This window comes from Microvirga sp. P4_A5, assembly GCF_056402495.1.
On sequence record NZ_JBFUHH010000021.1, the window covers coordinates 1 to 23,274 of the forward strand.

Below are 23,274 nucleotides of genomic sequence, written 5' to 3' on the forward strand. Positions count from 1 at the left end.
CGCTAAAATCGCCTCCCGCAACACTATCCACTGTATAGCCGGAGAGCAGACGAGGTTTCGAGAACGCGCTACATCTGCGTAACGTTCAGTAACGAAGTGGAAACGCAGATGCCTCCCGAATTGGACCTCGACCTCATCGGCGCCCTGACCGGTTTTTCCGTCGGCACCCTCGACGGTCGCGACGCCATGATGGTGATCGAGATCGCAGCCAATGCCGAGGATTTCGCACAAGGCATCCGCCATAAGATGCCGGTTGCGATGACACCCGAACGCGCCCGGGAGCTCGGCGAAGCCCTGCTGATGGCCGCGGCCGCGGCCATCATGGGGGATGCCCCCTCCTACGCCGTCAACTAGGAGCCGGGGCCAACTAGACCGGCAATCCGGTATAGTTTTCCGCAAGAGATTGCGCGGCCGGGCGGGAGGCCGCGAGATACTCGAACTCGCTGCGTTGAATCCGCCGACCGAAATCGTCCGTGTCAGGGAACGTGTGCAGGATGGACGTCATCCACCACGAGAAGCGTTCCGCTTTCCAGACCCGCGCCAGGGCGCGCGCCGAATAGACATCGATGCCGGCGTTCGAGCGCTCTGCGTAATGCTCCACTAGGCCGTCCGCCAGATATCGCACGTCGCTCATGGCCAGATTCAGCCCCTTGGCGCCCGTGGGAGGAACGATGTGGGCCGCGTCTCCGGCAAGGAACAGACGGCCGAACCGCATGGGCTCGGCGACGAAGCTTCTGAGCGGCGCGATGGATTTCTCGATGGATGGGCCTGTCACGAGCTTCTCGGCGGTTTCCCCGTCCAGACGAATGCGGATTTCGTCCCAGAACCGGTCGTCCGACCAGCTCTCTACCATCTCGCCTGCGGCGCATTGCAGGTAGTAGCGGCTGCGCGTGAGCGATCGCATCGAGCATAGTGCGAAGCCCCGGCTGTGATGGGCATAGATCAACTCGGGGGCTACTGGAGGCCGGTCCACGAGAATGCCGAGCCAGCCGAACGGATAGACGCGTTCGAAGGTCCGAATCGAATTTCCCGGAATGCTCTGTCGCGACACACCATGGTAGCCGTCGCAGCCAGCGATGAAATCGCACGCGATTTCATGCGTGGTCCCGTCTTTCACGTACCGAACCTTCGGACTCTCGCCGTCGAAATCATGAAGCGACACCTCGTCCGCCCCATAGATGGTTTTCCCTCCCGACGCGTCACGCGCATCCATGAGATCGTGGGTGACCTCGGTCTGCCCGTAGACCATCACATGTCGGTCGATGAGCTCGCGAAAATCGAATCGGTGACGGTCGCCGTCGAAGCAAAACTCGATTCCGTCATGGACCAGACCTTCGGCATGCATGCGGGCGCCTATTCCGGCGCGATCGAGCAGCTCGACACTGCCTTGTTCGAGCACGCCCGCGCGAATGCGACCGAGCACATAATCGCGCGTGCGGCGTTCAAGGATGACGGTTTCAATTCCCTGATTTTCAAGGAGCCGACCAAGCAGGAGGCCGGCGGGTCCGCTTCCGATGATCGCGACTTGAACACGCATCCGGCCCTCCCCTAAATCACATCGGCGAACGCATGTGACCGATTCCAACAGCTTGACGGATGGTGTCACCCGAAAACAGCGTCACGACTTTCGCGATCATGCTCAAGCTCACGCTGAAGCGACGAATTGCGCACCCGCGATCAGCGCTTTCGCCTTCTGCAACCCGGCGGCGGCGGCGATCGCCATTTGCGGAAGCACCATCCACTCGAGTGTCCACGCAGCACCCGACCGTTCGTTCTCGTGCACCTGCGCCTGATGAAGCGTGCCGAGAAGGCCCGCGTTGAACCGTGCGAGCGCCACGAGAACTTCCGCGTCGACGGGATTGGATTTATGCGCCATGGCGGACGAGCCTCCCCCCGAGGGCAGACGTAGGGAGCCGATTTCGTTCTGCGTCATCAAGGCGATGTCCTGACCGATCTTTCCGAGCGTTCCCGACTGGAGCGACAGATAGGATGCGAACTCCGCCACGCGATCGCGCTCTGCGTGCCAGGCGGGCGCCGGCGCCAGATCGAGCAGCCGCGCCATCTCCCTCGCCACCGCATCGCCCTTGTCGCCAAACTCGGCGCGCGTGCCGACGGGACCACCGAGTTGAACGACCAGCAGGTTCGGCGCCAGCGCGAGCAACCTCTTCCGATGGCGGATGAGCGGCGCGGTCCAGGTTTCGACCTTACCGGCTGCGGTGAACGGCAAAGCCCGCTGCATGCGCGTATGCGCCATCAACGGAATGTCGCCGTCGCGCGCGCTCAAATTCTGCAAGGCGCCAACGAGAGCATCGAGTCGATTCAGCAGGATCCCGACAACGTCTGCCAGGCGCAGCATGAGGCCGGTATCGACGATGTCCTGGCTTGTCGCACCCCAATGGACATATTGGCCGAAAGACTCGCCTGCCGCCTGTCGCAATTGCCTGACGAGGGCCGGCACCACGACCCCGTCGCGGGCGAGCCCCTCCGCCAGGGCCTGCCAATCCGGCCGAAAATTCTCACAGGTTTTGCGAATGGCATCCGCCGCGGCCTGCGGCAGGATGCCGGCTTGGCGCCCGGCCTCGGCGAGGGCGGCCTCCACGCGGAGCATGGCCGCCAATTCCGCCTCGTTCGAAAAACACGCCGCGACCTCCGCGTCGCCGACGAGGGCCTGAAGAAGAGGAGTTGTGGAATGCGTCTTCATGCCGAAGCCTAAACCGCCTCGAGAGCGATGGAAATGCCCTGCCCCACGCCGACGCACATGGTGGCGAGCGCCCGCTTCTTGCCCGTGAGTTTGAGTTCCAGCGCCGCCGTTCCGACGATGCGCGCGCCCGACATGCCGAGCGGGTGGCCGAGCGCGATGGCGCCGCCATTGGGATTCACGTGCGGCGCGTCCTCGGCGATCCCCAGTTCGCGCAACACGGCGATGCCCTGGCTCGCAAACGCTTCGTTGAGTTCCACGACATCGAAATCAATAGGGCGCAGGCCAAGCCGCGCGCAGAGTTTCTGGGTCGCGGGCACGGGCCCGAGGCCCATGATGCGCGGTGCGACACCGGCCGCCGCGCCACCGAGGATCCGCGCGAGCGGCTCGAGCCCATAGGCCTTTGCCGCCTCGCCCGACGCGACGATAAGCGCCGCCGCGCCGTCATTGACGCCGGACGCATTTCCGGCGGTCACGGTGCCATCCCGACGGAACGGCGTCGGCAATCTCGCCAACATCTCCAGTGTGGTCTCGCCACGCGGGTGTTCGTCCATCGCAACGACGATGGAATCGCCCTTGCGCTGCCTGATAGTCACCGGAACGATCTCCTGCGCGAGCCGTCCGTTTCGTTGGGCGATGCCGGCCTTTTGTTGCGAGCGACAAGCGAACGCGTCCTGGTCGTCACGCCCAATGCGAAAATCTTCAGCGACGTTCTCGCCGGTCTCGGGCATGGAATCGACGCCGTATTGCTGTTTCATCAGCGGATTGACGAACCGCCAGCCGATCGTCGTATCGAAAATCTCGGTATTACGCGAAAAGGCGGTCTCGGCTTTCGGCATGACGAAAGGCGCCCGCGACATCGATTCGACGCCACCCGCGACGATGAGATCCGCGTCGCCGGAACGGATGGCCCGCGCGGCGGCGATCACCGCATCCATGCCGGAACCGCACAGTCGGTTGATCGTCGTTCCGGAAACCAATTCCGGCAATCCTGCGAGCAGCAGCGACATGCGGGCAACGTTGCGATTGTCCTCGCCGGCCTGATTGGCACAGCCGAACACGACATCGTCGACAGCCGCGAAGTCGATTGAAGGGAAGCGCTCCATCAAAGCCCGCAGGGGAATGGCTGCGAGATCGTCGGGCCGGACACTCGCCAATGCGCCGCCATAACGGCCGATGGGCGTCCGGACATAGGCGCAGATGAAAGCGTCCCGCATCGTCACGCTCCGCTTTTGCCATGCGCATGATCGGTGCGCGCCTGCAACTCACGCAATGTCGTCAATTCCAGCACGCTGGGCGGAGGCGTCTCCTGAACGTCTTCGGCGAAACGGACCCTCCAGCCACATGTCTCCTGCACCTGCTCGCGCGTCACGCCCGGATGCATCGAGACGACGGTGAATTCCTTCGTCTCCGGGGCCGGTTTCCAGAGCGCCAGATCGGTGATGAGGAGCGTCGGCCCCTGCGTGTCGATGCCGAGCCGCCGGCGATGATCACCGCCTTCGCCGTGTCCGAACGAGGTGTAGAAGTCGATCTTCTGCACCATACCACGCGTCGATTGCTTCATGGTGATGAAGACCTGCTTGCAGGATGTGGCGATCTCGGGCGCACCGCCGCCGCCTGGCAGACGGACCTTGGGACGATGATAGTCGCCGATGACCGTGGTGTTGATGTTGCCGAAACGGTCGAGCTGGGCTGCGCCCAGGAAACCGACCGATATGCGCCCGCCCTGCAGCCAATAGCGAAACATCTCCGGAACCGGTACGGTGGTGACCGCCGTCTCGCACAACTCGCCATCGCCGATGGAGAGCGGCAGAACGCTCGGCGCGGTGCCGATCGTGCCGCTCTCATAGATCAACGTGATGCCGGGGGCGTGGGTGAGGCGCGCCACGTTGCAGGCCGCCGAGGGCGCCCCGATGCCGACGAAACAAACGTCGTCGTTCGACAAGGCGCGCGCGGCCGCGATGGTCATCATCTCGTTGGGGGTGATGCCGGAAACCTCGGTCATGGTCACAGCCCTTTCACGCGCGCGGCGAAGACGTCAGGCGTGGCCTCCAGCACGTTATCGCGCATCCAGCGCGCGAACAGATCACGGTCTGCCGAAATCCGGTCCCATTCCAGATAGCCTCCGTTGTCGCGCTGATAATATCCGTGCGCATAGGACGGATGCGCGCCGCCGGGAACCTCGACGATCGACGTGACGGTCCAATGCGGCAACACGCAAAGGTTCGGGTGCAGCCCGTCGAAATCCTCGACGATCTCCTCCACCGTCACGACCGCGCGTTTCGCCGCCAGCACCGCCTCCTTCTGCACGCCGATGATCCCTTCGATCAGGACGTCGCCGCGCCGGTTGGCTTTCTGCGCATGGATGAACGCCACGTCCGGCCGATGGGCCGGCACCGCCGCCAGCTCCTCGCCGGTGAACGGGCACATAATGCTCTTGATCGTCTGATTGACGTCCTTCAGCCCCGCGCCGCGATAGCCGCGAAACACCGCGCATGGCAGCCCGGCGGCGCCCGCCTCATAGGCATTGGCCATGGCCGCGTGCGAATGCTCCACCGTCTCGATCGGCCGGGGCCACGCATTCTCGATGGCATCGCGCATCCGTCTGAGCAGACCCACGCCGGGATTGCCCGCGTAGGAGAACACCACCTTCTTCGCCAAACCCATGCCGATCATCTGATCGTAGATGATGTCCGGCGTCATGCGGATCAACGTGAGATCGCGTCGTCCTTGCCGGATCGCCTCATGCGCCGCCGCGTGCGGAATGAGATGGGTGAACCCTTCGAAAGCGACGATGTCGCCGTCCTTGAGATTGTCGGCGACAGCATCGTGAAGGCTCTGGAAGCGGGCCATGGAACTCTTTCGTCGATCAGATGTCGAAGAAGACGGTTTCGTTTTCGCCCTGAAGGCGAATGTCGAAACCGTAGGTGACGATCCCGTTCTCGGTGGTGCGCGGCGCGATCAGGGTCGGAACCCGGATCTTGTGCTCGATCCGCGCCAGGACCGGGCACTCGGCATTGGCCTTCTCCTCGTCGCCGAAATACATCCGCGTGTGGAGCCCGGTGTTGATGCCGCGCGACACGATCCAGAATGTCACGTGGGGCGCCATCAAGCGCCCGTCGCGATAGGGCACGCGCCCCGGCTTGACGGTCTCGAAACGATACTCGCCGGTCACCGCATCGAGCGGAATGCGCCCCCAACCCGTGAAGTCCGGATCGGCCCGTCCGCGCTTTTCCTGCGGGGAATTGTAAAGGCCTGCCGCATCCGCCTGCCAGATTTCAATGAGCGCGTCCTTCAGCGGCGTGCCGCTGCCGTCGATGACGCGTCCCTTCAGGACGATACGCTCGCCTTTCGTGTCCGGCCCGACCAATGCATGGCCGAGATCGGTCTCATACACGCCGGCGATGTCGACCCAGTTGGGATTGGTGCCGATATGCACATAAGGGCCTGCCGTCTGCGACGGCGATTCCTTGAGACGTCCGAGTTTCTGGACCATCAATTTCCCTCCGGCCGATTTTCGAACATCGTCGAGCGTCGTCCGCGCAGCACGATGTCGAATTTGTAGGCAAGCGAATCCATCGGCAGCGCCGCCTCACGGTCGAGGGCTGCCACCAGTTGCTCGATCGCCGCCTTGTCGGGAATGGTGCGCACGATCGGGCATTGCCAGATCATGGGATCGCCCTCGAAATACATCTGCGTGACGAGGCGCTGCGCGAAAGCGTGGCCGAAAACCGAGAAATGGATGTGGGCGGGCCGCCAGTCGTTGACACCGTTCGGCCACGGATAGGGTCCGGGCTTGATGGTGCGGAACGAGTAGCCCCCTTGCGAATCCGTAATCGTCCGCCCGCAACCGCCGAAATTCGGGTCGAGCGGCGCGAGATAGGTTTCCTTCTTGTGGCGATAGCGCCCGCCCGCATTGGCCTGCCAGAATTCGAGCAGCGCGCCGGGAACCGGCCGGGCGTTCTCGTCCAGCACGCGGCCATACACGATGATCCGCTGCCCGATGGCGTCGCCATCCTTCGCGTAGTTGCGGATCAGATCATTGTCGAGCGGACTGAGGATCGAGTGGCCGAAGACGGGCCCGGTCGTTTCCGAGATGGTGTTATCGAGCGAGAGCAATGGATAGCGTGGCGCGCGCAGCACCGATGTCTTGTAATCCGGCGTGAAGGCGGGCGGATGCCAGCCGCGGTCGCGCTGGAAATAGGATCCCTCATCTGACATGCGACGCTCCCTGTTTGGTCCCCGCTTCGGACGCATCCAATTCCATCTCGGCAAGCACTTTCTTGACAATCTTGAAGGCATGGTTGGCGGCCGGCACGCCGGCATAGACGGCGACATGCATCAGCGCCTCGCGGATATCGTCCTTCGTCGCCCCCGTATTGGCGGTTGCGCGCACGTGCATCGCCACTTCCTCGTCCTGTCCCAAGGCAGCGAGAAGCGCGATGGTCACGATGGAGCGCTCGCGAAGCGTCAAATTCGGCCGCGACCAGACGGAACCCCAGGCGCCCTCGGTGATGAAGGTCTGGAAGTCCGCGTCGAGCTCCGTGATCTGCGCGCTCGCGCGGTTCACATGGGCATCGCCCAACACCTTTCGCCGGACCGCCATGCCGGTTTTGTAGCGTTCGCTGCGATGGCTGTCAGACATGCCGGACCTCCCGCAAATGCCGTCCGATGAGCTCCGCCGTTTCATCCGGCCGCTCGATGCAAGGGATATGCCCCGCCCCGTCGATGATCTCGAAACGGGCGCCGGGAATGAGATCGGCGGTCTGCCGCACGAGATCGGGCGGGGTCGAGCCATCCTGATCGCCGACAAGACAGAGGGTCGGCGCGGCGATACGCGCGGCGTCTCCCGTGAGATCCGCATCGCGGATGGTCGCGCAGGTCGCCACATAACCGCGCGCCGGCGTGCGAACGAGCATGTTGCGCCAGCCTGCCCATTCATCCGGCTGAGCGCTGCGGAAGGCCGGCGTGAACCAGCGTTGCATCACGCTATCGGCGATGGCGTCRATCCCCGAAGCTTCGACGGCGGCGATCCGCTCCGCCCAGTTCTCCCGCGTGCCGATCCTCGCCGCGGTGTCGCAGAGAACCAGAGCCCGCACGCGCGCGGGAGCCTTGACGGCGATGCGCTGGGCGATCATGCCGCCGACGGAAAGACCGACGAGCGCGGCCTGCGCGATATCGAGATGGTCGAGCAGTGCCAGAAGATCATCCGCGTGATCGTCGATGGTGTAAGGCCCCGCCGGCGCATCGGACAGGCCGTGGCCGCGTTTGTCGTAGAGCATGATACGATAACGATCCGCAAGAAGCGGCACGACCGCCTGCCAGATCCGGAAATCGCTGCCGAGGGAATTGGCGAACACGATGACCGGCGCGTTTTCGCGTCCGAGGATCTGGTGATGGACGACGATGTCGTTTGCGCGCGTGAATGCCATGATCAATCTCAATGCAAGGTGCCGACACCGATATAGCGCTCTATGAGACCATCGTCTGAGCGCAAGGCTTCGCTCGTGCCCGTCCAGACGACCCTGCCCCGCTCCAGGATCAGCACCTTCTGGGCAAAGTCGAGAGCCGCCTCCAGACGCTGTTCTACCAGCAGGATGGTCATATCGCCGCTGGATGCAAGGCGGGTGAACGCCACCATGAGCTCGTCGCAGATGACCGGCGCCAAGCCCTCCAGCGGCTCGTCGAGCAGGAGAAGCGTCGGCCGTCCGAGAATGGCGCGCGCCGTCGCCAGCATCTGCTGCTCGCCGCCCGACAATTGCCAACCGAGATTGCGCCGCCGCTCGCCGAGGCGCGGAAACATCTCGTAGGCCTCCCGGATGACGTCGCGGGGCCGATCCTTGATGCCCGCGAGGAGGTTTTCCTCGACCGTGAGCGACCGGAAGATGTCCCGCGTTTGCGGCACCAGCCCGACACCGCGCCGCGCGCGTTCCGAGCCCCGCTGGCTCGCGATATCCTCGCCGTTCAGCGCGATCGCGCCGGCATAGTGCCGGGTCAGCCCCATGATGCTCGACAGGAGCGTGGTCTTGCCCATGCCGTTCCGGCCGAGGATGCAGAGCCGTTCGCCCGCTCCCACCGACAGGGACAGATCCTCGATGACGAGTGTCGGACCGTAGCCGGCGCTGAGGCCGCGAAGGTCAAGCGTGCTTGCGGGCATCGGCATAACTTCCCAGATAGGCTTCGCGGACCTTGATGTTCGCTGCGACTTCCGACGGCACGCCCTCGAAGATGATCTCGCCCGCGGCGAGAACGACTACGTGTTTGGCAAACCGGAAGACGAGATCCATGTCGTGCTCGATCATCAAGACGGCGAGGCTCGGCGGGAGCCGTTCGAGCGCCTGTTCGATGCGCGGCGTTTCGCTCTGGGGCACGCCGGCGGCCGGTTCGTCGAGAAGCAGCACCTTGGGCTTGAGCGCCAGCGCGAGCGCGATCTCGAGAAGGCGCTGCTGGCCATAGGCGATCTCGCCCACCTTGCGCCGCGCCACCTCCATCAATCCCAGCGCGCCAAGCAGGCTTTCCACCTCGCCGGCTGTGGCCGAGTCGCGGAAACGGCTGAGAATGCGCGACGCCCTGCCTTCGCGCTGAAGCACCGTCAGGGTCACATGCTCCTCTGGCGTCATGTCGGAAAACAGGCGCGTGACCTGGAATGTTCGCACCAGGCCCTTGCGCACGCGCCTAACCGAGCCTTCCCGCGTCACGTCCTCGCCGCCGAGGCGGATCGTGCCGGCATCCGGTCGGAGCTGGCCGGTGACGAGATTGACAAAGGTCGTCTTGCCGGCGCCATTCGGTCCGATCAGAGCGACCCGCGCGCCTTCCTGCATGGCCAGCGAAATATCGCGGCTGACGGTCAGGCCACCGAACGCCTTGGACAGGTTGTCGACCTGAAACTCCGTCATGACCGATGGCTCCACAGCCTGTCGAACAACCCGCTGACGCCCCGCGGCGCCGCGATGACGACCGCGATGAGAAGCGCGCCCACCATGGTCAGCCAATGAAACGGATTGATGGCCGACACGATATGTTCGAAACCCATGAAGATGATGGTGCCGACGATCGCTCCATAGAGCGTGCCGATGCCCCCGAGCACGAGCATCACCAGCGCGTTCGCGGACAGTTCGAAGCTGACGCTGTCGAGCCCGACCACCTGTGTCGAGATAGCGGCGAGCGCACCCCCCATCCCGGCGATGAAGCCTGAAATCACGAACATCTTGAGGAGGTTCGGTGCCACGAAGGCGCCCATGGCGCGGATCCGGATGGGGTCTTCCTTGATGCCCCGGCACAACATGCCGAATGGCGACGAAACGACGAATTTCAGCGCGACGAAGACGCCCACCAGCAGCGCTACGCCCAGCAGATAGGCGGTGCGCCCCCAGAGGTCGAACTCGAAGACGCCGAAAAGCGGTCCGACGACGAGCCCTGCCAGGCCGTCGCTGCCGCCCGTGTAGGTCGACGCCTTGTTGGCAGCCTCGTGAAAGAGCTGGACGATGGCGATGGAGAGCACGAGTTGCGCGAGGCCATGGGCGCGCAGCATCACGATTCCCATGAGCAACCCCGCCACCGATCCGGCGATGGCGCCAATCCCGATGAGCGACAACGGTTCGGTCACGCCGTTCACGCAGGCGATGCCGGCCGCATAGGCGCCCGCGCCGAACAAAGCCGCCTGGCCGAGCGTTGCGACGCCGCAATAGCCGACCACCAGATCGAGCGAAAGCGTCAGCAGGGCGAGCGCGATCAGCCGCGTGAGAAGCGCGAGACTGTCCGGAAACGCGAAATAACCCACAATGCCGAGAGCTGCGATCGCCAGGGCGCCCATCGCATCTCGCGCGAGACGTCCGCGCATCGCGGGCAGCGCCCGTAGAGCCTCGCTGGTTAGCACCGCCCGCATCCTATTGCGCCTTTCCAAGAAGGCCGCGCGGAAAGACCCACACGATGGCAATGACGGCGGCGTAGAAGAAGAAATTGCCGAATTCCGGCATGAGGTACCGGCCTGTCGTGTCAACCGCGCCAAGGACCAGGCATGCGATCAGCGCGCCGGGGATCGAGCCCGCGCCTCCCACGGACACGACGACCAGAAAGGTCACCATGTAGCGGAGCGCGTAATAGGGCTCGATTGGCAGGAATTCCGCACCCACCACGCCGCCGAAGGCCGCAAGCCCCATCGCGATGGCAAAGCTGATCGTGTAGACGACCTGCGTGCGGATGCCGAGCGCCTCGGAGATCGACGCGTTGTCGACCGTCGCCCGCAGCCTGATGCCGAATGCCGTCCGCTCGATCAGAAACCACAGCCCAAACGCAACGACCGCGCCGCACGCCACCACGAAAAGCCGATGCGCCGCGACCGAGCGAAAGCCGAGATCGATGGGCTGCGACAACGCTTCCGGCAGCGGGATCGTCTTCAAGGTCGGGCCAAAGAAATAGTTCGTGATGCCGATGACGCAGAAGGTGATGCCGATCGTCATCAGCACCTGGGTCAATTGCGGCGAACCGTAGATGCGGCGGTACAGCAACCGCTCCAGCGGGATCGAGACTGCGACGGTTCCGGCCATCGCCAACAGGATCGCCGCCACGTAGCCGAGGCCGAGATCGCGCACCGCGTAGGACGCGATATAGCCGGCGATCATCGCAAAAGCCCCGTGCGCGAGGTTCACCACCCGCATCAGCCCCATCGTCAGCGACAGGCCGATGCAGATGATGAACAGCGCCATTCCGTAGGCGAGCGCATCGATGGCGATGCTGAAGACGGTCTGCATTCGAAATGTCCCGCGCGGCCGCAGCGAAAGTCAGGCGAAGGAGCGCAGGCGAGCGCCCCGTCCCCTGCAGAAGATCTGCCGCTCAGGGTGCGACAAATCCCGGATCCTTCTGGTTTGCGAAGGTCTGTATTTCTTTGTTGTAGCCCTTGCCCTGCGCATCCTTGGCCACTTCGCGCAGATAGATGTTCTGGGTCATGTGGCGACTTTCCGGATCTATGCTGACCGGGCCGCGCGGGCTCGTCCAGGTCAATCCCTTGACGGAAGCGACCGCCTTCTCGGAATCCTGCTTGCCGTCGGTTGCCTCGATCATCTTGTAGATCACGTACATGCCGTCATAGGCGCCGACCGCCGGGAAGGAGAGCTGTTCCGGCGAGCCGATCGCCTTGGCGGCCGCCTCGACGAATTTCTTGTTCTCCGGGCTGTCGTGCGACACTGCGTAATGGAACGAGGTCAAAAGGCCGAGCGCGCCATCGCCCAGCGCCGGCAGATCGGATTCCTGCGTCAGGTCGCCCGGCGCCAGGAACTTGATTCCGGCTTGCTTCAAACCCGTATCGTTATAGGCCTTGACGAAACCCAGCGTCGTCGGGCCGGAGGGCAGGAACGCGAACACCGCATCGGCCTTGGAATCGCGCACGCGCTGCATGATCGGGCTGAAATCGTTGGTGTTCAGCGGCATTCTGACCGCCTCCACGACCTGCCCGCCGGCCGCCTCGAAGGCCTTCTTGAACGCCGCCTCGGCATCCACGCCGGGGCCGTAATCGCTGACCGCGCTGATCACTTTCCTGATGCCGCGATCGAACGCCACCTTGCCGAGCGGCGTGGTGGTCTGCGCGGTGGTAAAGGAGGTGCGCACCGCGAGGGGCGACGTGTTCATGATGGCCGACGTCGCGGCGTTGAAGATCACCAGCGGGACATTTGCCTGCTTGAGCAGAGGCGTGATCGCCATGGCGTCGGGCGTGAAATAGACGCCGCCGAGATATTGCACCTTGTCCTTGACTACGAGCTCCTGCGCCAGTGCCCGGGACTGCGCCGGATTGGCGGCCGGAAGATCGCGATAGATCACCTCGACCTCGTGACCCTTCACGCTCTTGCCGTTGAGCGCCATGAACGCTTCGACACCGGCCTGGAAGTTCTTGCCCTGCAGGGCGAACGGACCCGAAAACGGCCCGATGATACCGACTTTGATCGTGTCTGCGGACACCGAAACGGTGCCGAGTAGAAGCGCGCCGAGCGCAGCCCCCAATATCTTGCGTCCAACCATGGCATTTCCTCCGAACTGTTTCGCGACAGCCTGCCGATCCACACTAGGCCTTTCGGCGCCCACCATGAACCGTTCGGCCGCGGTTTCATTTGTTCGCATATCGAACATTGAAACTTCTAGCGAACATGAAGTACTATCCGGCCGCAGGGTGTCAAGTCATGTGATGGTGACGGAGGGTGGCGATGGACAGGAAGACAGCGCGCAACGCTCCGGATACGCAGAAGGCGGGCGCGCGTGAATTCGTCGCGAGCCTGGAAAAAGGCTTGACGATCATCGAGGCCTTCGGCCCCGACCAGGCGCGCCTGACGCTGACCGACGTTGCCAAGCGGACGGGCATCACGCGCGCAGCGGCGCGGCGCTATCTGCACACCTTGGCAAAGCTCGGTTACGCGGATTTCGACGGGCGGTATTTTTCCTTGAGCCCGCGGATCCTGCGGCTCGGCTACGCCTACCTCTCGTCGTCTTCCCTATCCGAACGATTGCAACCCGCCCTCGAGCGGGTATCGAGTCTGACAGGCGAGTCGAGTTCGGCCGCCATGCTCGATGGAGACGACATCGTGTACGTGGCGCGTTCCGCGACCCAGCGCATCATGTCGGTCAGTCTAGGTGTCGGCATTCGCCTGCCCGCTTACTGCACGTCGCTGGGACGCGCGCTTCTCGCCCACCGCCCGCCCGAGGAGCTGGAGGCCTATCTCAAGCGCGTGAAACTCGAAGCGCGAACGCCCAAGACGATCACCCGCAAGGCCGATCTCCGGATGGCGCTGGAAGAGGTGCGCCGCAGAGGCTGCGCGGTGATCGACGAGGAACTTGAACTGGGCCTGCGATCGATCGCGGTCCCGCTCGTCCATCCGTCGGGGTCCGTGCGGATCGCGCTCAATGTCAGCACCCAGGCGGCGCGTGTCGCCGCGGCCGATATGGAGGCCCGTTTTCTTCCCGCGCTGCGAGAAGTGAGCGAGAGCCTTCGTCATATTCTCTAGAGRCAGCGAGCGAACCGGGCGGCATCCAGGGCCGCCCAGTTCGCTCACAGGACAGTGGCGGCGGTGGCCGCCTCACGCCTTACTTGCGGGCGCGGCGCTTCGCGTTGACACGCTCTTTCATGCCCTTGGCCTGTTCGAACTTCACGTTCTTTGACGCCGCGATCTTGATCGCTTCCCCGGTCTGCGGGTTGCGGCCCTTGCGTGCCTTGCGGTCGACCAGCTTGAACTTGCCGAAGCCGAAGATCGAAACCTCATCGCCCTTGTGGATGGTGTCGCTGATCTTCTCGAAAAGGTTTTCGACCAGATCCTTGGCGAAGGTCTTGGTGAGCTCGTATTCCTGAGCGATGTGCTCGATGAGATCGTTCTTGTTCATAATGTCCTCATGATCTGATGGGGAGGCCGGACAAACAACGTTCCGCCACAACACCCGGTCATGCGTCGCCGTTGCATGGCGGCGAGACCGTCGTCGAGGCGCTAACGCCGGGATTTGCCCTCCCCGTGCGTGATTCGATACGTCACCTCGCCCCGGGTGCCAAGGCATGAAGGCGGGCAAAACCGCGCGAAATCACAGGGATTCTTGCCAATCGGGCGTCTCCAAGGGGCGTCAATGCGACAGCCCCGAGCGCACTTTGAGCGCCAGATCGGGCCGGTCGGTGGTGATCTGGCGAATCGGCCGAACCGGCCATTCGGCAAGATCGGCCTCCTCGTTGGGCACCCACACGCCGAGCCGCTCCACACCGAACCGGTTAAGACAAGCCTCCCGGCACGGCGCCAGAAGTGATTTCTCGACCGCCAGGAAGCAGCCGTCGGCCCGAGACGAGGCTGTGCCCGAATGGTAATGTCCGAAAACCGCGAGTGCGCCGACGCCTCCGGTGGTAGTTTTCGGACATGTCCATGATCGACCCTCACATCTGCTACCGGGCTCTGCAAAGCCGCGATCCGCGTTTCGACGGGCGGATTTTCGTCGGCGTCACGACGACGGGAATTTACTGCCGCCCGATCTGCCCGGCGCGGACGCCGAAATTCGAGAATTGCCGGTTCTTCGCATCGGCCGCGGCGGCGCAGGAAGCAGGGCTGCGGCCCTGCCTCCGCTGCCGGCCGGAAACGGCCCCCGATCTGGCCTTCTGGCGCGGCACTTCGAACACCGTCTCGCGCGCGCTGGGGCTGATCGCCGAGGGCGGGATGGACAGCGACACGGGCGTCGAACGGCTCGCGGAGCGTCTCGGCATTGGCGACAGGCAATTGCGACGCCTGTTCAAACAGCATCTCGGTGCATCCCCGATCGCGGTCGCCCAGACGCGACGGGTCCTGTTCGCCAAGCAGCTGATCCAGGAAACGCGGCTGCCGATGACCGAGATCGCGTTCGCTGCGGGCTTTGGGTCGGTGCGCCGCTTCAACGAAACCTTCCAGACCCTCTTTCGCCGCCCCCCGCGTGAGTTGCGCCGCGGGTCGGCGCAGGAGCTGCCGGAAGGCACCGTCAACGAGGCGGGCGTCACGCTCCGTGTTCGATACCGCCCGCCTTACGATTGGCATTCCATGCTGGCCTTTCTCGAAGCCCGAGCGATTGAAGGCGTCGAGAGCGTGACCGAAGGCACGTATCGGCGCACGTTTTTCCACGGGGGCGAATGCGGCGTTGTCGAGATACGTCACGAACCGACGCGCCAAAATCTCGCCGTGACGGTTCGTTTCCCATCCGTGCGCGCCCTGCCCCAGATCCTCACCCGCGTTCGCCGGGTTTTCGATGTCGGCGCCGACATCGAAACGATCGGCACGCACCTCGCTCGCGACCCGTTCCTGGCGACCCTGCTGGCCCAGCGCCCCGGTCTCAGGGCACCCGGCGCGTGGGACGGTTTCGAGCTCGCGGTGCGAGCGGTGCTGGGTCAGCAGATCACCGTGGTGGCGGCGCGTCGACTCGCCGGGCAGCTGGTGGCGCTCTGCGGAAAACGCTTGCCGGCCGGCACGGACGATGCCCTCACTCATTGCTTCCCGTCCGCCGACCTCGTGGCGGCGGCCGACCTGTCGCAACTGGGAATGCCGACGGCCCGGAAAACCGCGCTTCGCGCCATCGCAGAGGCGGCGCTTGCAGACAGCACGCTGTTTCAGTCCCTCGGCTCGGTGGAAGAAGGTGTGGCGCGCCTGCGCAGCATCCGCGGCATCGGCGATTGGACGGCGCATTACATTGCGCTGCGGGCGTTGCGCGAAACCGACGCCTTCCCCGCGACCGATATCGGACTTCTGCGCGGCGCTGCCGACGAGGCCGGCAGTCGGCCCACATCCGCACAGCTATTGGAGCGGGCCGAGAAATGGCGCCCGTGGCGCGCCTATGCGGCGCAACATCTTTGGGCCGCCGACGCAGCTCTCAACTGGAAGGCGCCCTGACATGAACGACGTGCTCCATTTGCGGGTCGACCGCATCCCGACACCGATTGGTGAGCTCGCCATCGTCGCAGACCAGGACGATTGCCTGCGCGCAGTCGATTGGAGCGATCACGACGACCGGCTCCATCGGCTGTGCGAGCGCTATTACGGGCCCGGGCGATATACGCTCGCGCCCTTCCGCAATCCCGCAGGACTGACGGACGCGATGGTCGCGTATTTCGGCGGCGATCTCACGGCGATCGATGCGCTACCGGTTGCCACCGGGGGCACCGAGTTTCAACGCATGGTCTGGAACGAGTTGCGGCGCATCCCCTGCGGCGCCAGCATATCCTATTCGGAGCTTGCCCGGCGGATCGGCAGACCCGCGGCGATCCGCGCCGTCGGCCTTGCCAATGGCGCCAACCCCGTCGGAATCGTCGTGCCGTGCCACAGGGTCATCGGTGCGAACGGCACGCTCACCGGATACGGCGGCGGCATCGAGCGCAAAAGATGGCTGTTGTCCCACGAGGCGAAAGCAGCGGCGACGTCGCAACTTCACCTTTCGCTGTGATGTCGTGCCAGCCTAGATCATGAACGCCTTTTCGCGGCGGACCAACCCTCGCTCGAGACGGTGACGCCACCAATCGATGGTGCGCTGCAATCCCTCACGAAGGGGGACCTGCGGGGTCCAGCCCGACGCCGCCGTAAGACGGCTGCTGTCGGCGAGCAGCGCCCGCACCTCCGAGTTCGTCGGCCGGAAGCGCTGCGGATCCGGTACGACCGGTTTGTCGCATTCGGTCGTGGCCACGATGAGGTCGATCAAATCGCCCACCGTCACGGATGTCCCGTTACCGGCATTGTAGGGACGGCCGAATTCCAGGCCCGGCGTCGTGCCGGCGGCGATGAAGGCCGCGGCCGTATCTTCCACGAACGTCAGGTCGCGAACCGGTGTGGTGTCGCCCACGAGAATCGCCGCGCAATTGGGGTCGAGCGCCTGGCGGATGATCGTCGGGATGATGGCGCGCTCGCTCTGGCGCGGCCCGTAGGTGTTGAACGGCCGCAGCGTCACGACCGGCACCTCGAAGGATCGCGCGAACGCCTCGGCCATCATATCGGCGCCAATTTTCGACGCCGAATAAGGCGATTGACCCTGAAGCGGGTGACTCTCGGCAATCGGCATGGTGAGGGCCGTGCCGTAGACCTCGCTCGTGGAGGTGTGCACGATGCGGGATGTCCCGAGATCCCGCGCGGCTTCGAGCACGTTGAGCGTCCCCATGACGTTCGTCTCGACATAGGACTGCGCCGCCACATAGGATTGCGGGATCGCGATCAAAGCCGCGAGATGAAACACGATGCTCTGATCGCGCATGATCCGACGCACGAAAGCGGTATCCCGGATGTCCCCCCGGACCATACGGAGCTTGGCGCGGCTCTCCTCCGGCAGATCGTCCAGCCAGCCGTGGCTGTCGAAGGAGTTGTAAAGACTGAGCGCGGTCACATTCATGCCGCGCGCCAGAAGCGCCTCGGTCAGATGGGACCCGATGAATCCATCGGCTCCTGTCACGAGAACATTTACGCTATCGTCACTCACGCATGTTTTCCCTCGGTTGACGCGGGTCGACGACCAAGCTCCGCGATCTTCAGGCTGCCGGCCATGCCATTCGCCCGTTCCTCGCCGCCATCGGCGGTCGGGCGCGAGGCGCGGGACGGATTCCAACCGGCGATCGCCAGGATCCCGCGGAAGATCCACAGGACATCGGAGAAGAGCGTGCGCTTCGAATAATAGTCGAGATCGATGCGTGCCTTGGTGGGAAAGATCACGGCGCGGTACAGCTTGTCCGGATCGGCCTCGCCAGCGTAAAGAGCGCTCTCATTGCGAAACGTGACCTGGCTCGGGCCCAGAATGCCAGGGCGATGGTCGAGCACTCGCTCGTAGCCGCCTGTGAAGCAATCGGCGAATGCCAGGCTCTCGGGGCGCGGGCCGATGACCGACATGTCCCCACGCAGGACATTCCAGAATTGCGGCAGCTCGTCGAGTTTCGTGGCCCTCAGGAACAGCCCGACGACCGTCATTCTCGAATCGCCGTCGAAAGTGAGCGGGCTTCCGTCCGTTCCGCAGTCGCGACGGAACTTGCGGAATTTGTAGATGTGGAATGGCCGGCCATGTTGCCCCAGCCGCACCTGGTAGAACAGCACCGGAGCGCCGCTTTCCAGGCAGATCGCAAGGGCGATCAGCAGCATGACGGGCGACAGGACGATGATCGCCAGACACGCCACGACCAGATCGAGGGCACGCCTCGCACGTTCCTGCACATCGTGGTCGTGGGAATGGGACAAATGAGCTGACGGTGAATCGGCCATGAACTCATCCTTGTTTCGCGGTATGAAGAGATTCGGCGAGAGCGCGCGTGACCGTATCGATGTCCGCCTCCTCCAACCTCGGATGCAGCGGAAGCGTCAATTCGCGCTCCGCATATGCTTCGGTGAGCGGCAGCCGCACGTTCGGAAAGCGCGCCTGGTAATAGGAAAACAGGTGAGCGGGCGGATAATGGATGGTGGTCTGGACGCCCGCCTGACGCAGGCTGGTCACGACGGCCTGCCGCTCGACACCCTCGGGCAGAACGACCGGCATGATGTGATAGGACGAGGCGCTGAACTGGGCGAAGGGCACTCCGACCTCGGGGCAGCGCTCGCGCAACAGGTTCCGATAGGTTTGGGTCAGCACGCGCCGCTTTTCGTTCCACGCCTTCAGATGCTTGAGCTGGACCAGCCCGATGGCCGCGCGCAGCTCGTCGAGGCGGTAGTTGAATCCCAGCATCGTCACGTCGTAGCTCGGCGTTGAGCTGGAGTGGCGCTGGAAGGTGCCGCTCGTGAGACCGTGACCGCGCATCTGGCGGATATGTTCGCGCAACGCCGGATCGGCGCAGATCACGGCGCCGCCTTCGGCGGTCGTCATGTTCTTGTTGCCGTAGAAGCTCAGCGCCGCGGCGACGCCATATGTTCCGACATCTGCGAGACCTGTCGCGTGGGCGGCATCCTCAACCAACATCAGGCCCCGGCTCGCGGCAAAGTCCCGCCACTTGGCGCGATCGTCGAGATAGCCGGCGTAATGCACGAGGACGAGGGCCTTGGTGCGGTCCGTGCATTTGGCCGCCGCGTCCTCAATCGACATGATGGGCACGTCATGGGATTGGATGTCGACGAAGACCGGGGTGGCGCCGACATACAGAACGCAATTCGACGTGGCGACGAATGTCATTGCCGGAACCAGGACCTCGTCGCCCGGTCCAAGGCCGATCGCTTCCATGATCAGGTGCAGTCCGGCGGTGGCCGAATTCAACGCAATCGAATCCTCGGCCCCATGAGCCTGCGCCAGCGCCAGCTCGAATTGCCGGACGCGGTCGCCCATGGTGATCCAGCCGCTATCGATGACCTCCGAAAGAGCGGCTTTTTCTTCGGGTCCCAGGATCGGCTCAGCGACGGAGAGCATCGGACATTCCCATTACATTCGGCTCACAAGGCAGAAGAGCGCGCGACCGCCAGTTACACGGCGACCGATTCAAGAGACGGAGTCTGCTCGTCCCAGTCGATTTCCTGAGCTTTGTGGAAATCCTCGACGCGACCGATATCCAGCCACAGGCCGTTGTGCCTGTAGGTGTGAACGGGAACGCCCCGATCCATCATGCAGAACACGAGGTCGTCGAAGCCGAACGGCATTCCGGCCGGAATGAACTGAAGAACCTCGGGCTCCATGCAATAGGCGCCCATGCTGACGGTGTTCGAGAGCGTCGGCTTCTCGCGAAAGCGTGTGACCGATCCGTTCGTCTCGTCGATGACGCCGAACTCCATCTTCATGGTCCGCGTCGTCGTGGCGATGGTCAGCGGCCCGCCATGGTTGCGGTGGCAGGTCGAAAACGCGTTCAGGCTGAGATCGGTCAGCACGTCGCCGTTGAGAACAAGAAACGTACAGTCGAGCTTGTCGCGCAGGAGGGACAAAGGACCGATAGTGCCGAGAGGCTCGGTTTCTTGCGTGTAGGTGATGTTCATTCCCCACTGGTTGCCATCGCCGCAGAAGCTGCGGATGAGATGTCCCAGGTAGCCGGTGGTGATGTAGATATCCTCGATGCCGTTCCGACGCAGCCATTTGAGCAGCAACTCGATGACGGGCCGCGCTCCGATGGGCATCAACGGTTTCGGCAGGACAGACGTATAGGGCCTCAGCCGCGTTCCCCGGCCTCCCGACTGGATCACCGCTTTCATATCACCCTCCTTCGTCGAAAACTGGACACGCCGTCTTTCAGGATTGCGATTGCTGAAAGCATTCGCGCCTCTAGCGCCTCGACAAGGTTGGCCAACAACGCACCGTTAAACTGTCGCCCCGAGAACGAAACTCCGAAAGCAAATCAGAACGTGGTCTTGAGTCCGCGCAAGCCCATCACGAAGGTCGCGTTAGAATAGTAGGCAGTGGGGTTGCTGCGATGCAATACAGGCTTCGGAGTTACTCCGAATTGCCGTAGCGAGTAGAAGTTTCTCTTGAGAGTGAAATTGGCCCAAAAGAGCCCGGAAAATTGGATCATACTCATGGACATACCGGAGAATCGCAGCGACTTGACGCTGACATTTCTGGACAGCTTCTGCGCAAAACTGCACGTAACTCGACCACTAAAGTAATCGGGCGCCAACTTGAGCGGAAGCGCGTGGGCAAATGCGCAAGCTGGCAGGTCCGTCAGTCGGCCGCCACGGCGTTGAGGATTTCGACCACGCGGTCTGTCGTGCGGCGCTCCGAGAGATCCTCCGCGCGCGCCCAGCCGTTGGAGCGCGTTCCCATACGAAGAACCTCCGCGAGCGCGGTTCCAAGCGTGGCCGTTTCGGCCGCCACGATTCGGGTGGGCTGAACACCATCGAGAAGCGAGCGAACATCGCCGACATCGACGGTCACGACCGGGAGATTGCAGGCCACCGCCTCCTTGACGACGGTCGGCGAACCTTCGGATCTGCTTGTCAGCAGCAGGCAGTCGCAGGCGTTCATGTAGAACGGGATGAGTTCCGGATCGATCTCGGTGGCCGTGACGAGTTCGAGATCGGGAAATTCGGCACGCGCGAAAGCGATCGCACTCTCGGCAAGCGCAAGTCGCTTACCGCTCGGCCGTCCGCCGAGATTGAAGAAGACCCGTTTCTTGTCGTGATTCCAGCCAAGCTTCCGGCGCGCTTCGTCGCGAGGGATGGGTCGGAAATTGGAGAGGTCCACTCCGTCGAAAATGATCGAGATCGGCCGGGAGCGGAGCCAGACCCGCGCCTTCAACTGCGCACTTACGCAAATGACGTGCCGGGCCCTGAGAACCGCGAGCTGGGAAAACAGCCGCGCCATCAGGCTGCGGGAATAGCTGCAATCGCTCGCGGGATTGAGATCGCTCCCGCGGAAACTGATGACGAGGGGCCGCAGGGTGGCAAGGGCACAGAAGAGCGCCGTGACGGTCCCATAATGCGCATGGACGATCTGAGGATCGAATTCTTTGAGCTCCCGCCGGAATCGCTTGAATTCCTGAAGCAGGACCTTTGGCGAGGTGCGGGAGGACAGAAAGAACATGCGGGTCGCGATGCCCCGGCGTTGCAACGCCGCCACCTGGCGTCGCGCGAAGATCATATTGCTTGGCTTGTCCGCATCGCCGGGGATAACGGCGAGAACCCATTTGCCGGTCTGAGCGACGGCGCTTCGCGACATGGTCGGCAGCTCCGCCGCAGATTCAGCAAGGGCCAACGTTGCCGAAGACCCGTCATCGAGTTTTATGTCCATGCGGAAAGCCTATAGCCTCTCCGATCGGCGCGAAGCTGGTCAGAGGAGTGGGTGTTCGTGGACATCCTGAGTAACCCTGCGTGGGTAGCGCCTGTGTCACGCCCTTATCCGCAACCGGCCCGGGCGCCCGGAGCGGGTCCCGTCAGCCTTCAACACGATGCAGAAGGGTTATTCGCCCGTAAAGTCATGGCGCCCTCGACGGCGCTGCCTAGAATAAGCCAAGGACCTTGCCGGCGCCCAAAAGCGCTGGCGCTCGAGGTCGCCCGCGGCGCAGCCGAACCTCGTCTGCCGAGTGCTCGGAACAGGCATACGTTAAGGACCACCCGACATGCGGTACATGGCCCCGACTCCCGATGACATGGCATCCCCACCACCGAACCGGGAGATCGACGATCAACATGTCGCCGTGAGCGTCATCCTGCCGATCCGCAACGAATCGGCGTTCATCGAGCGAAGCCTCGGCGCGGTCCTGGCCCAGGATTACCCGCATCACCTGTTGGAGGTCCTGATCGCCGATGGCATGTCGACGGACGACACGCGACAGCGCATCGAGCGTCTCGCGCAGGCCCATCCCGCTATCCGCGTGAGCGTGGTCGACAATCCCGGCCGCATCGTGCCCTCCGGCTTCAACCTCGCGGTCGCCCGGGCACGCGGCGATGTGATCGTGCGGGTGGATGGGCACACGATCGTGTCGCCGGACTATGTCAGGGAATGCGTGGCGGCTCTCAAGAGATCCGGCGCCGACAATGTCGGCGGCCGGATGGTCGCCGTGAGCCACGGCCGATTCGGCGACGCGGTCGCCCAGGCGACAAGCGTCCGGTTCGGGGTCGGCGGAGCCCGCTTTCATTATTCCGAACGCGAGGAATGGGTCGACACGGTCTATATGGGGGCCTGGCCTCGCCGCGTGTTCGAGACCATCGGGTTGTTCGATGAGGAGCAGGTCCGCAATCAGGACGACGAGTTCAATTATCGCCTGCTCGACCAAGGCGGCAGGATCCTGCTGAGCCCCAGCATCAAATCGCATTATTACAACCGCAGTTCCATGCGATCTCTCTGGAAACAGTATTATCAATACGGATACTGGAAGGTCCGCGTGATGCAGAAGCATCCGGCCAAGATGCGGCCCCGCCAGTTCGCGCCGCCGCTTCTCGCGGCGTCCCTGCTGCTGACCCTCGGCCTTGCGCCGTTCAGCGAGGTCGGACGATGGGGCCTCCTGCTGGTCACGGGAGCCTACCTCGCGGCCAATCTTACGGCGTCGGCGATTGCCGCCGGGCGATCCGATTGGCGCCTGTTCCCCCGGTTGGTGATCGCCTTCGCGATCCTCCACCTGTCATACGGGCTGGGATTCCTCCGCGGCCTCGTGGCGTTCCGCGGCCGCTGGGGTGACCGTGGCAGGTGGGCAAACCTCGAGCCGCGCGACGCCGGCTAGGTTCTTG

25 protein-coding genes are annotated in these 23,274 nt (G+C 63.7%); 5 read left to right on the forward strand and 20 right to left on the reverse strand.

Annotation, left to right across the window (positions count from 1 at the left end):
* Positions 1–108: 108 nt before the first annotated feature.
* Entirely contained in the window at positions 109–354 is a 246-nt protein-coding gene (locus AC1DVM_RS08315) for a hypothetical protein (RefSeq protein WP_477253616.1), read from the forward strand.
* Positions 355–367: 13 nt separating this feature from the next.
* Here AC1DVM_RS08315 and pobA read toward each other — a convergent pair whose 3' ends face one another.
* From pobA to AC1DVM_RS08385, 14 genes are all read right to left on the reverse strand, one after another.
* Positions 368–1,537, reverse strand: coding sequence for a 4-hydroxybenzoate 3-monooxygenase (gene pobA, locus AC1DVM_RS08320; protein WP_477253618.1), 1,170 nt, complete (start codon positions 1,535–1,537; stop codon positions 368–370).
* A gap of 108 nt (positions 1,538–1,645) precedes the next feature.
* Entirely contained in the window at positions 1,646–2,701 is a 1,056-nt protein-coding gene (locus tag AC1DVM_RS08325) for a 3-carboxy-cis,cis-muconate cycloisomerase (protein WP_477253620.1), read from the reverse strand.
* An 8-nt stretch (positions 2,702–2,709) separates the two neighbouring features.
* A complete protein-coding gene (pcaF, locus tag AC1DVM_RS08330) occupies positions 2,710–3,915 on the reverse strand; it encodes a 3-oxoadipyl-CoA thiolase (RefSeq protein ID WP_477253622.1) in 1,206 nt (401 codons plus the stop codon).
* Positions 3,916–3,917: 2 nt separating this feature from the next.
* Positions 3,918–4,703, reverse strand: coding sequence for a CoA-transferase subunit beta (locus AC1DVM_RS08335; protein WP_477253624.1), 786 nt, complete (start codon positions 4,701–4,703; stop codon positions 3,918–3,920).
* 2 nt (positions 4,704–4,705) lie between these two features.
* Complete coding sequence (locus AC1DVM_RS08340) at positions 4,706–5,551, reverse strand: CoA transferase subunit A (RefSeq protein WP_477253626.1); 846 nt, start codon at positions 5,549–5,551, stop codon at positions 4,706–4,708.
* 16 nt (positions 5,552–5,567) lie between these two features.
* Positions 5,568–6,194, reverse strand: a complete 627-nt coding sequence (pcaG, locus tag AC1DVM_RS08345) for a protocatechuate 3,4-dioxygenase subunit alpha (protein WP_477253628.1) — start codon at positions 6,192–6,194, stop codon at positions 5,568–5,570.
* Entirely contained in the window at positions 6,194–6,919 is a 726-nt protein-coding gene (pcaH, locus tag AC1DVM_RS08350; RefSeq protein WP_477253630.1) for a protocatechuate 3,4-dioxygenase subunit beta, read from the reverse strand. The genes pcaG and pcaH overlap by 1 nt, the downstream gene beginning before the upstream one ends.
* Entirely contained in the window at positions 6,909–7,343 is a 435-nt protein-coding gene (gene pcaC, locus AC1DVM_RS08355; RefSeq protein ID WP_477253632.1) for a 4-carboxymuconolactone decarboxylase, read from the reverse strand. The genes pcaH and pcaC overlap by 11 nt, the downstream gene beginning before the upstream one ends.
* The gene (gene pcaD, locus AC1DVM_RS08360) at positions 7,336–8,130 is read right to left on the reverse strand and encodes a 3-oxoadipate enol-lactonase (protein WP_477253634.1); all 795 of its coding nucleotides are present in this window, start codon (positions 8,128–8,130) and stop codon (positions 7,336–7,338) included. The genes pcaC and pcaD overlap by 8 nt, the downstream gene beginning before the upstream one ends.
* An 8-nt stretch (positions 8,131–8,138) precedes the next feature.
* Positions 8,139–8,855: an ABC transporter ATP-binding protein gene (locus AC1DVM_RS08365; protein WP_477253635.1), complete on the reverse strand. Its 717-nt coding sequence runs from the start codon at positions 8,853–8,855 to the stop codon at positions 8,139–8,141.
* Positions 8,836–9,594, reverse strand: a complete 759-nt coding sequence (locus AC1DVM_RS08370; protein ID WP_477253636.1) for an ABC transporter ATP-binding protein — start codon at positions 9,592–9,594, stop codon at positions 8,836–8,838. The genes AC1DVM_RS08365 and AC1DVM_RS08370 overlap by 20 nt, the downstream gene beginning before the upstream one ends.
* Positions 9,591–10,583, reverse strand: coding sequence for a branched-chain amino acid ABC transporter permease (locus AC1DVM_RS08375; protein ID WP_477253638.1), 993 nt, complete (start codon positions 10,581–10,583; stop codon positions 9,591–9,593). The genes AC1DVM_RS08370 and AC1DVM_RS08375 overlap by 4 nt, the downstream gene beginning before the upstream one ends.
* Position 10,584: 1 nt before the next feature.
* Positions 10,585–11,448 carry a branched-chain amino acid ABC transporter permease gene (locus AC1DVM_RS08380; protein WP_477253639.1) on the reverse strand — a complete coding sequence of 288 codons (864 nt, stop codon included), beginning with the start codon at positions 11,446–11,448 and terminating at the stop codon, positions 10,585–10,587.
* 82 nt (positions 11,449–11,530) lie between these two features.
* Positions 11,531–12,709 carry an ABC transporter substrate-binding protein gene (locus AC1DVM_RS08385; RefSeq protein WP_477253641.1) on the reverse strand — a complete coding sequence of 393 codons (1,179 nt, stop codon included), beginning with the start codon at positions 12,707–12,709 and terminating at the stop codon, positions 11,531–11,533.
* 182 nt (positions 12,710–12,891) lie between these two features.
* Here AC1DVM_RS08385 and AC1DVM_RS08390 point away from each other — a divergent pair, with 182 nt between their 5' ends.
* Positions 12,892–13,686, forward strand: coding sequence for an IclR family transcriptional regulator domain-containing protein (locus tag AC1DVM_RS08390; RefSeq protein ID WP_477253642.1), 795 nt, complete (start codon positions 12,892–12,894; stop codon positions 13,684–13,686).
* A 79-nt stretch (positions 13,687–13,765) separates the two neighbouring features.
* On the opposite strand, the gene AC1DVM_RS08395 is transcribed toward AC1DVM_RS08390, so the two are convergent.
* Positions 13,766–14,059, reverse strand: coding sequence for an HU family DNA-binding protein (locus AC1DVM_RS08395; protein ID WP_477253644.1), 294 nt, complete (start codon positions 14,057–14,059; stop codon positions 13,766–13,768).
* 521 nt (positions 14,060–14,580) lie between these two features.
* Between AC1DVM_RS08395 and AC1DVM_RS08400 the strand changes: the two genes are divergently transcribed.
* On the forward strand, positions 14,581–16,065 hold the full coding sequence (locus AC1DVM_RS08400) for an AlkA N-terminal domain-containing protein (protein ID WP_477253645.1): 1,485 nt from the start codon (positions 14,581–14,583) through the stop codon (positions 16,063–16,065).
* A gap of 1 nt (position 16,066) precedes the next feature.
* Positions 16,067–16,615 (forward strand): methylated-DNA--[protein]-cysteine S-methyltransferase, encoded by a 549-nt coding sequence (gene ogt / locus AC1DVM_RS08405; protein WP_477253647.1) that lies wholly within the window; start codon positions 16,067–16,069, stop codon positions 16,613–16,615.
* A 12-nt stretch (positions 16,616–16,627) separates the two neighbouring features.
* Here ogt and AC1DVM_RS08410 read toward each other — a convergent pair whose 3' ends face one another.
* From AC1DVM_RS08410 to AC1DVM_RS08430, 5 genes are all read right to left on the reverse strand, one after another.
* Positions 16,628–17,635 (reverse strand): SDR family NAD(P)-dependent oxidoreductase, encoded by a 1,008-nt coding sequence (locus AC1DVM_RS08410; RefSeq protein ID WP_477253649.1) that lies wholly within the window; start codon positions 17,633–17,635, stop codon positions 16,628–16,630.
* Positions 17,632–18,405, reverse strand: a complete 774-nt coding sequence (locus AC1DVM_RS08415) for a sugar transferase (RefSeq protein WP_477253650.1) — start codon at positions 18,403–18,405, stop codon at positions 17,632–17,634. Before AC1DVM_RS08415 ends, AC1DVM_RS08410 begins: the two co-directional genes overlap by 4 nt.
* A 4-nt stretch (positions 18,406–18,409) precedes the next feature.
* Positions 18,410–19,534, reverse strand: coding sequence for a DegT/DnrJ/EryC1/StrS family aminotransferase (locus tag AC1DVM_RS08420; protein ID WP_477253651.1), 1,125 nt, complete (start codon positions 19,532–19,534; stop codon positions 18,410–18,412).
* Positions 19,535–19,587: 53 nt separating this feature from the next.
* Complete coding sequence (locus AC1DVM_RS08425; RefSeq protein WP_477253652.1) at positions 19,588–20,304, reverse strand: nucleotidyltransferase family protein; 717 nt, start codon at positions 20,302–20,304, stop codon at positions 19,588–19,590.
* Positions 20,305–20,770: 466 nt separating this feature from the next.
* Positions 20,771–21,766, reverse strand: a complete 996-nt coding sequence (locus AC1DVM_RS08430) for a glycosyltransferase (protein WP_477253654.1) — start codon at positions 21,764–21,766, stop codon at positions 20,771–20,773.
* Positions 21,767–22,166: 400 nt separating this feature from the next.
* Here AC1DVM_RS08430 and AC1DVM_RS08435 point away from each other — a divergent pair, with 400 nt between their 5' ends.
* On the forward strand, positions 22,167–23,267 hold the full coding sequence (locus AC1DVM_RS08435) for a glycosyltransferase family 2 protein (protein WP_477253656.1): 1,101 nt from the start codon (positions 22,167–22,169) through the stop codon (positions 23,265–23,267).
* Positions 23,268–23,274 lie beyond the last annotated feature (7 nt).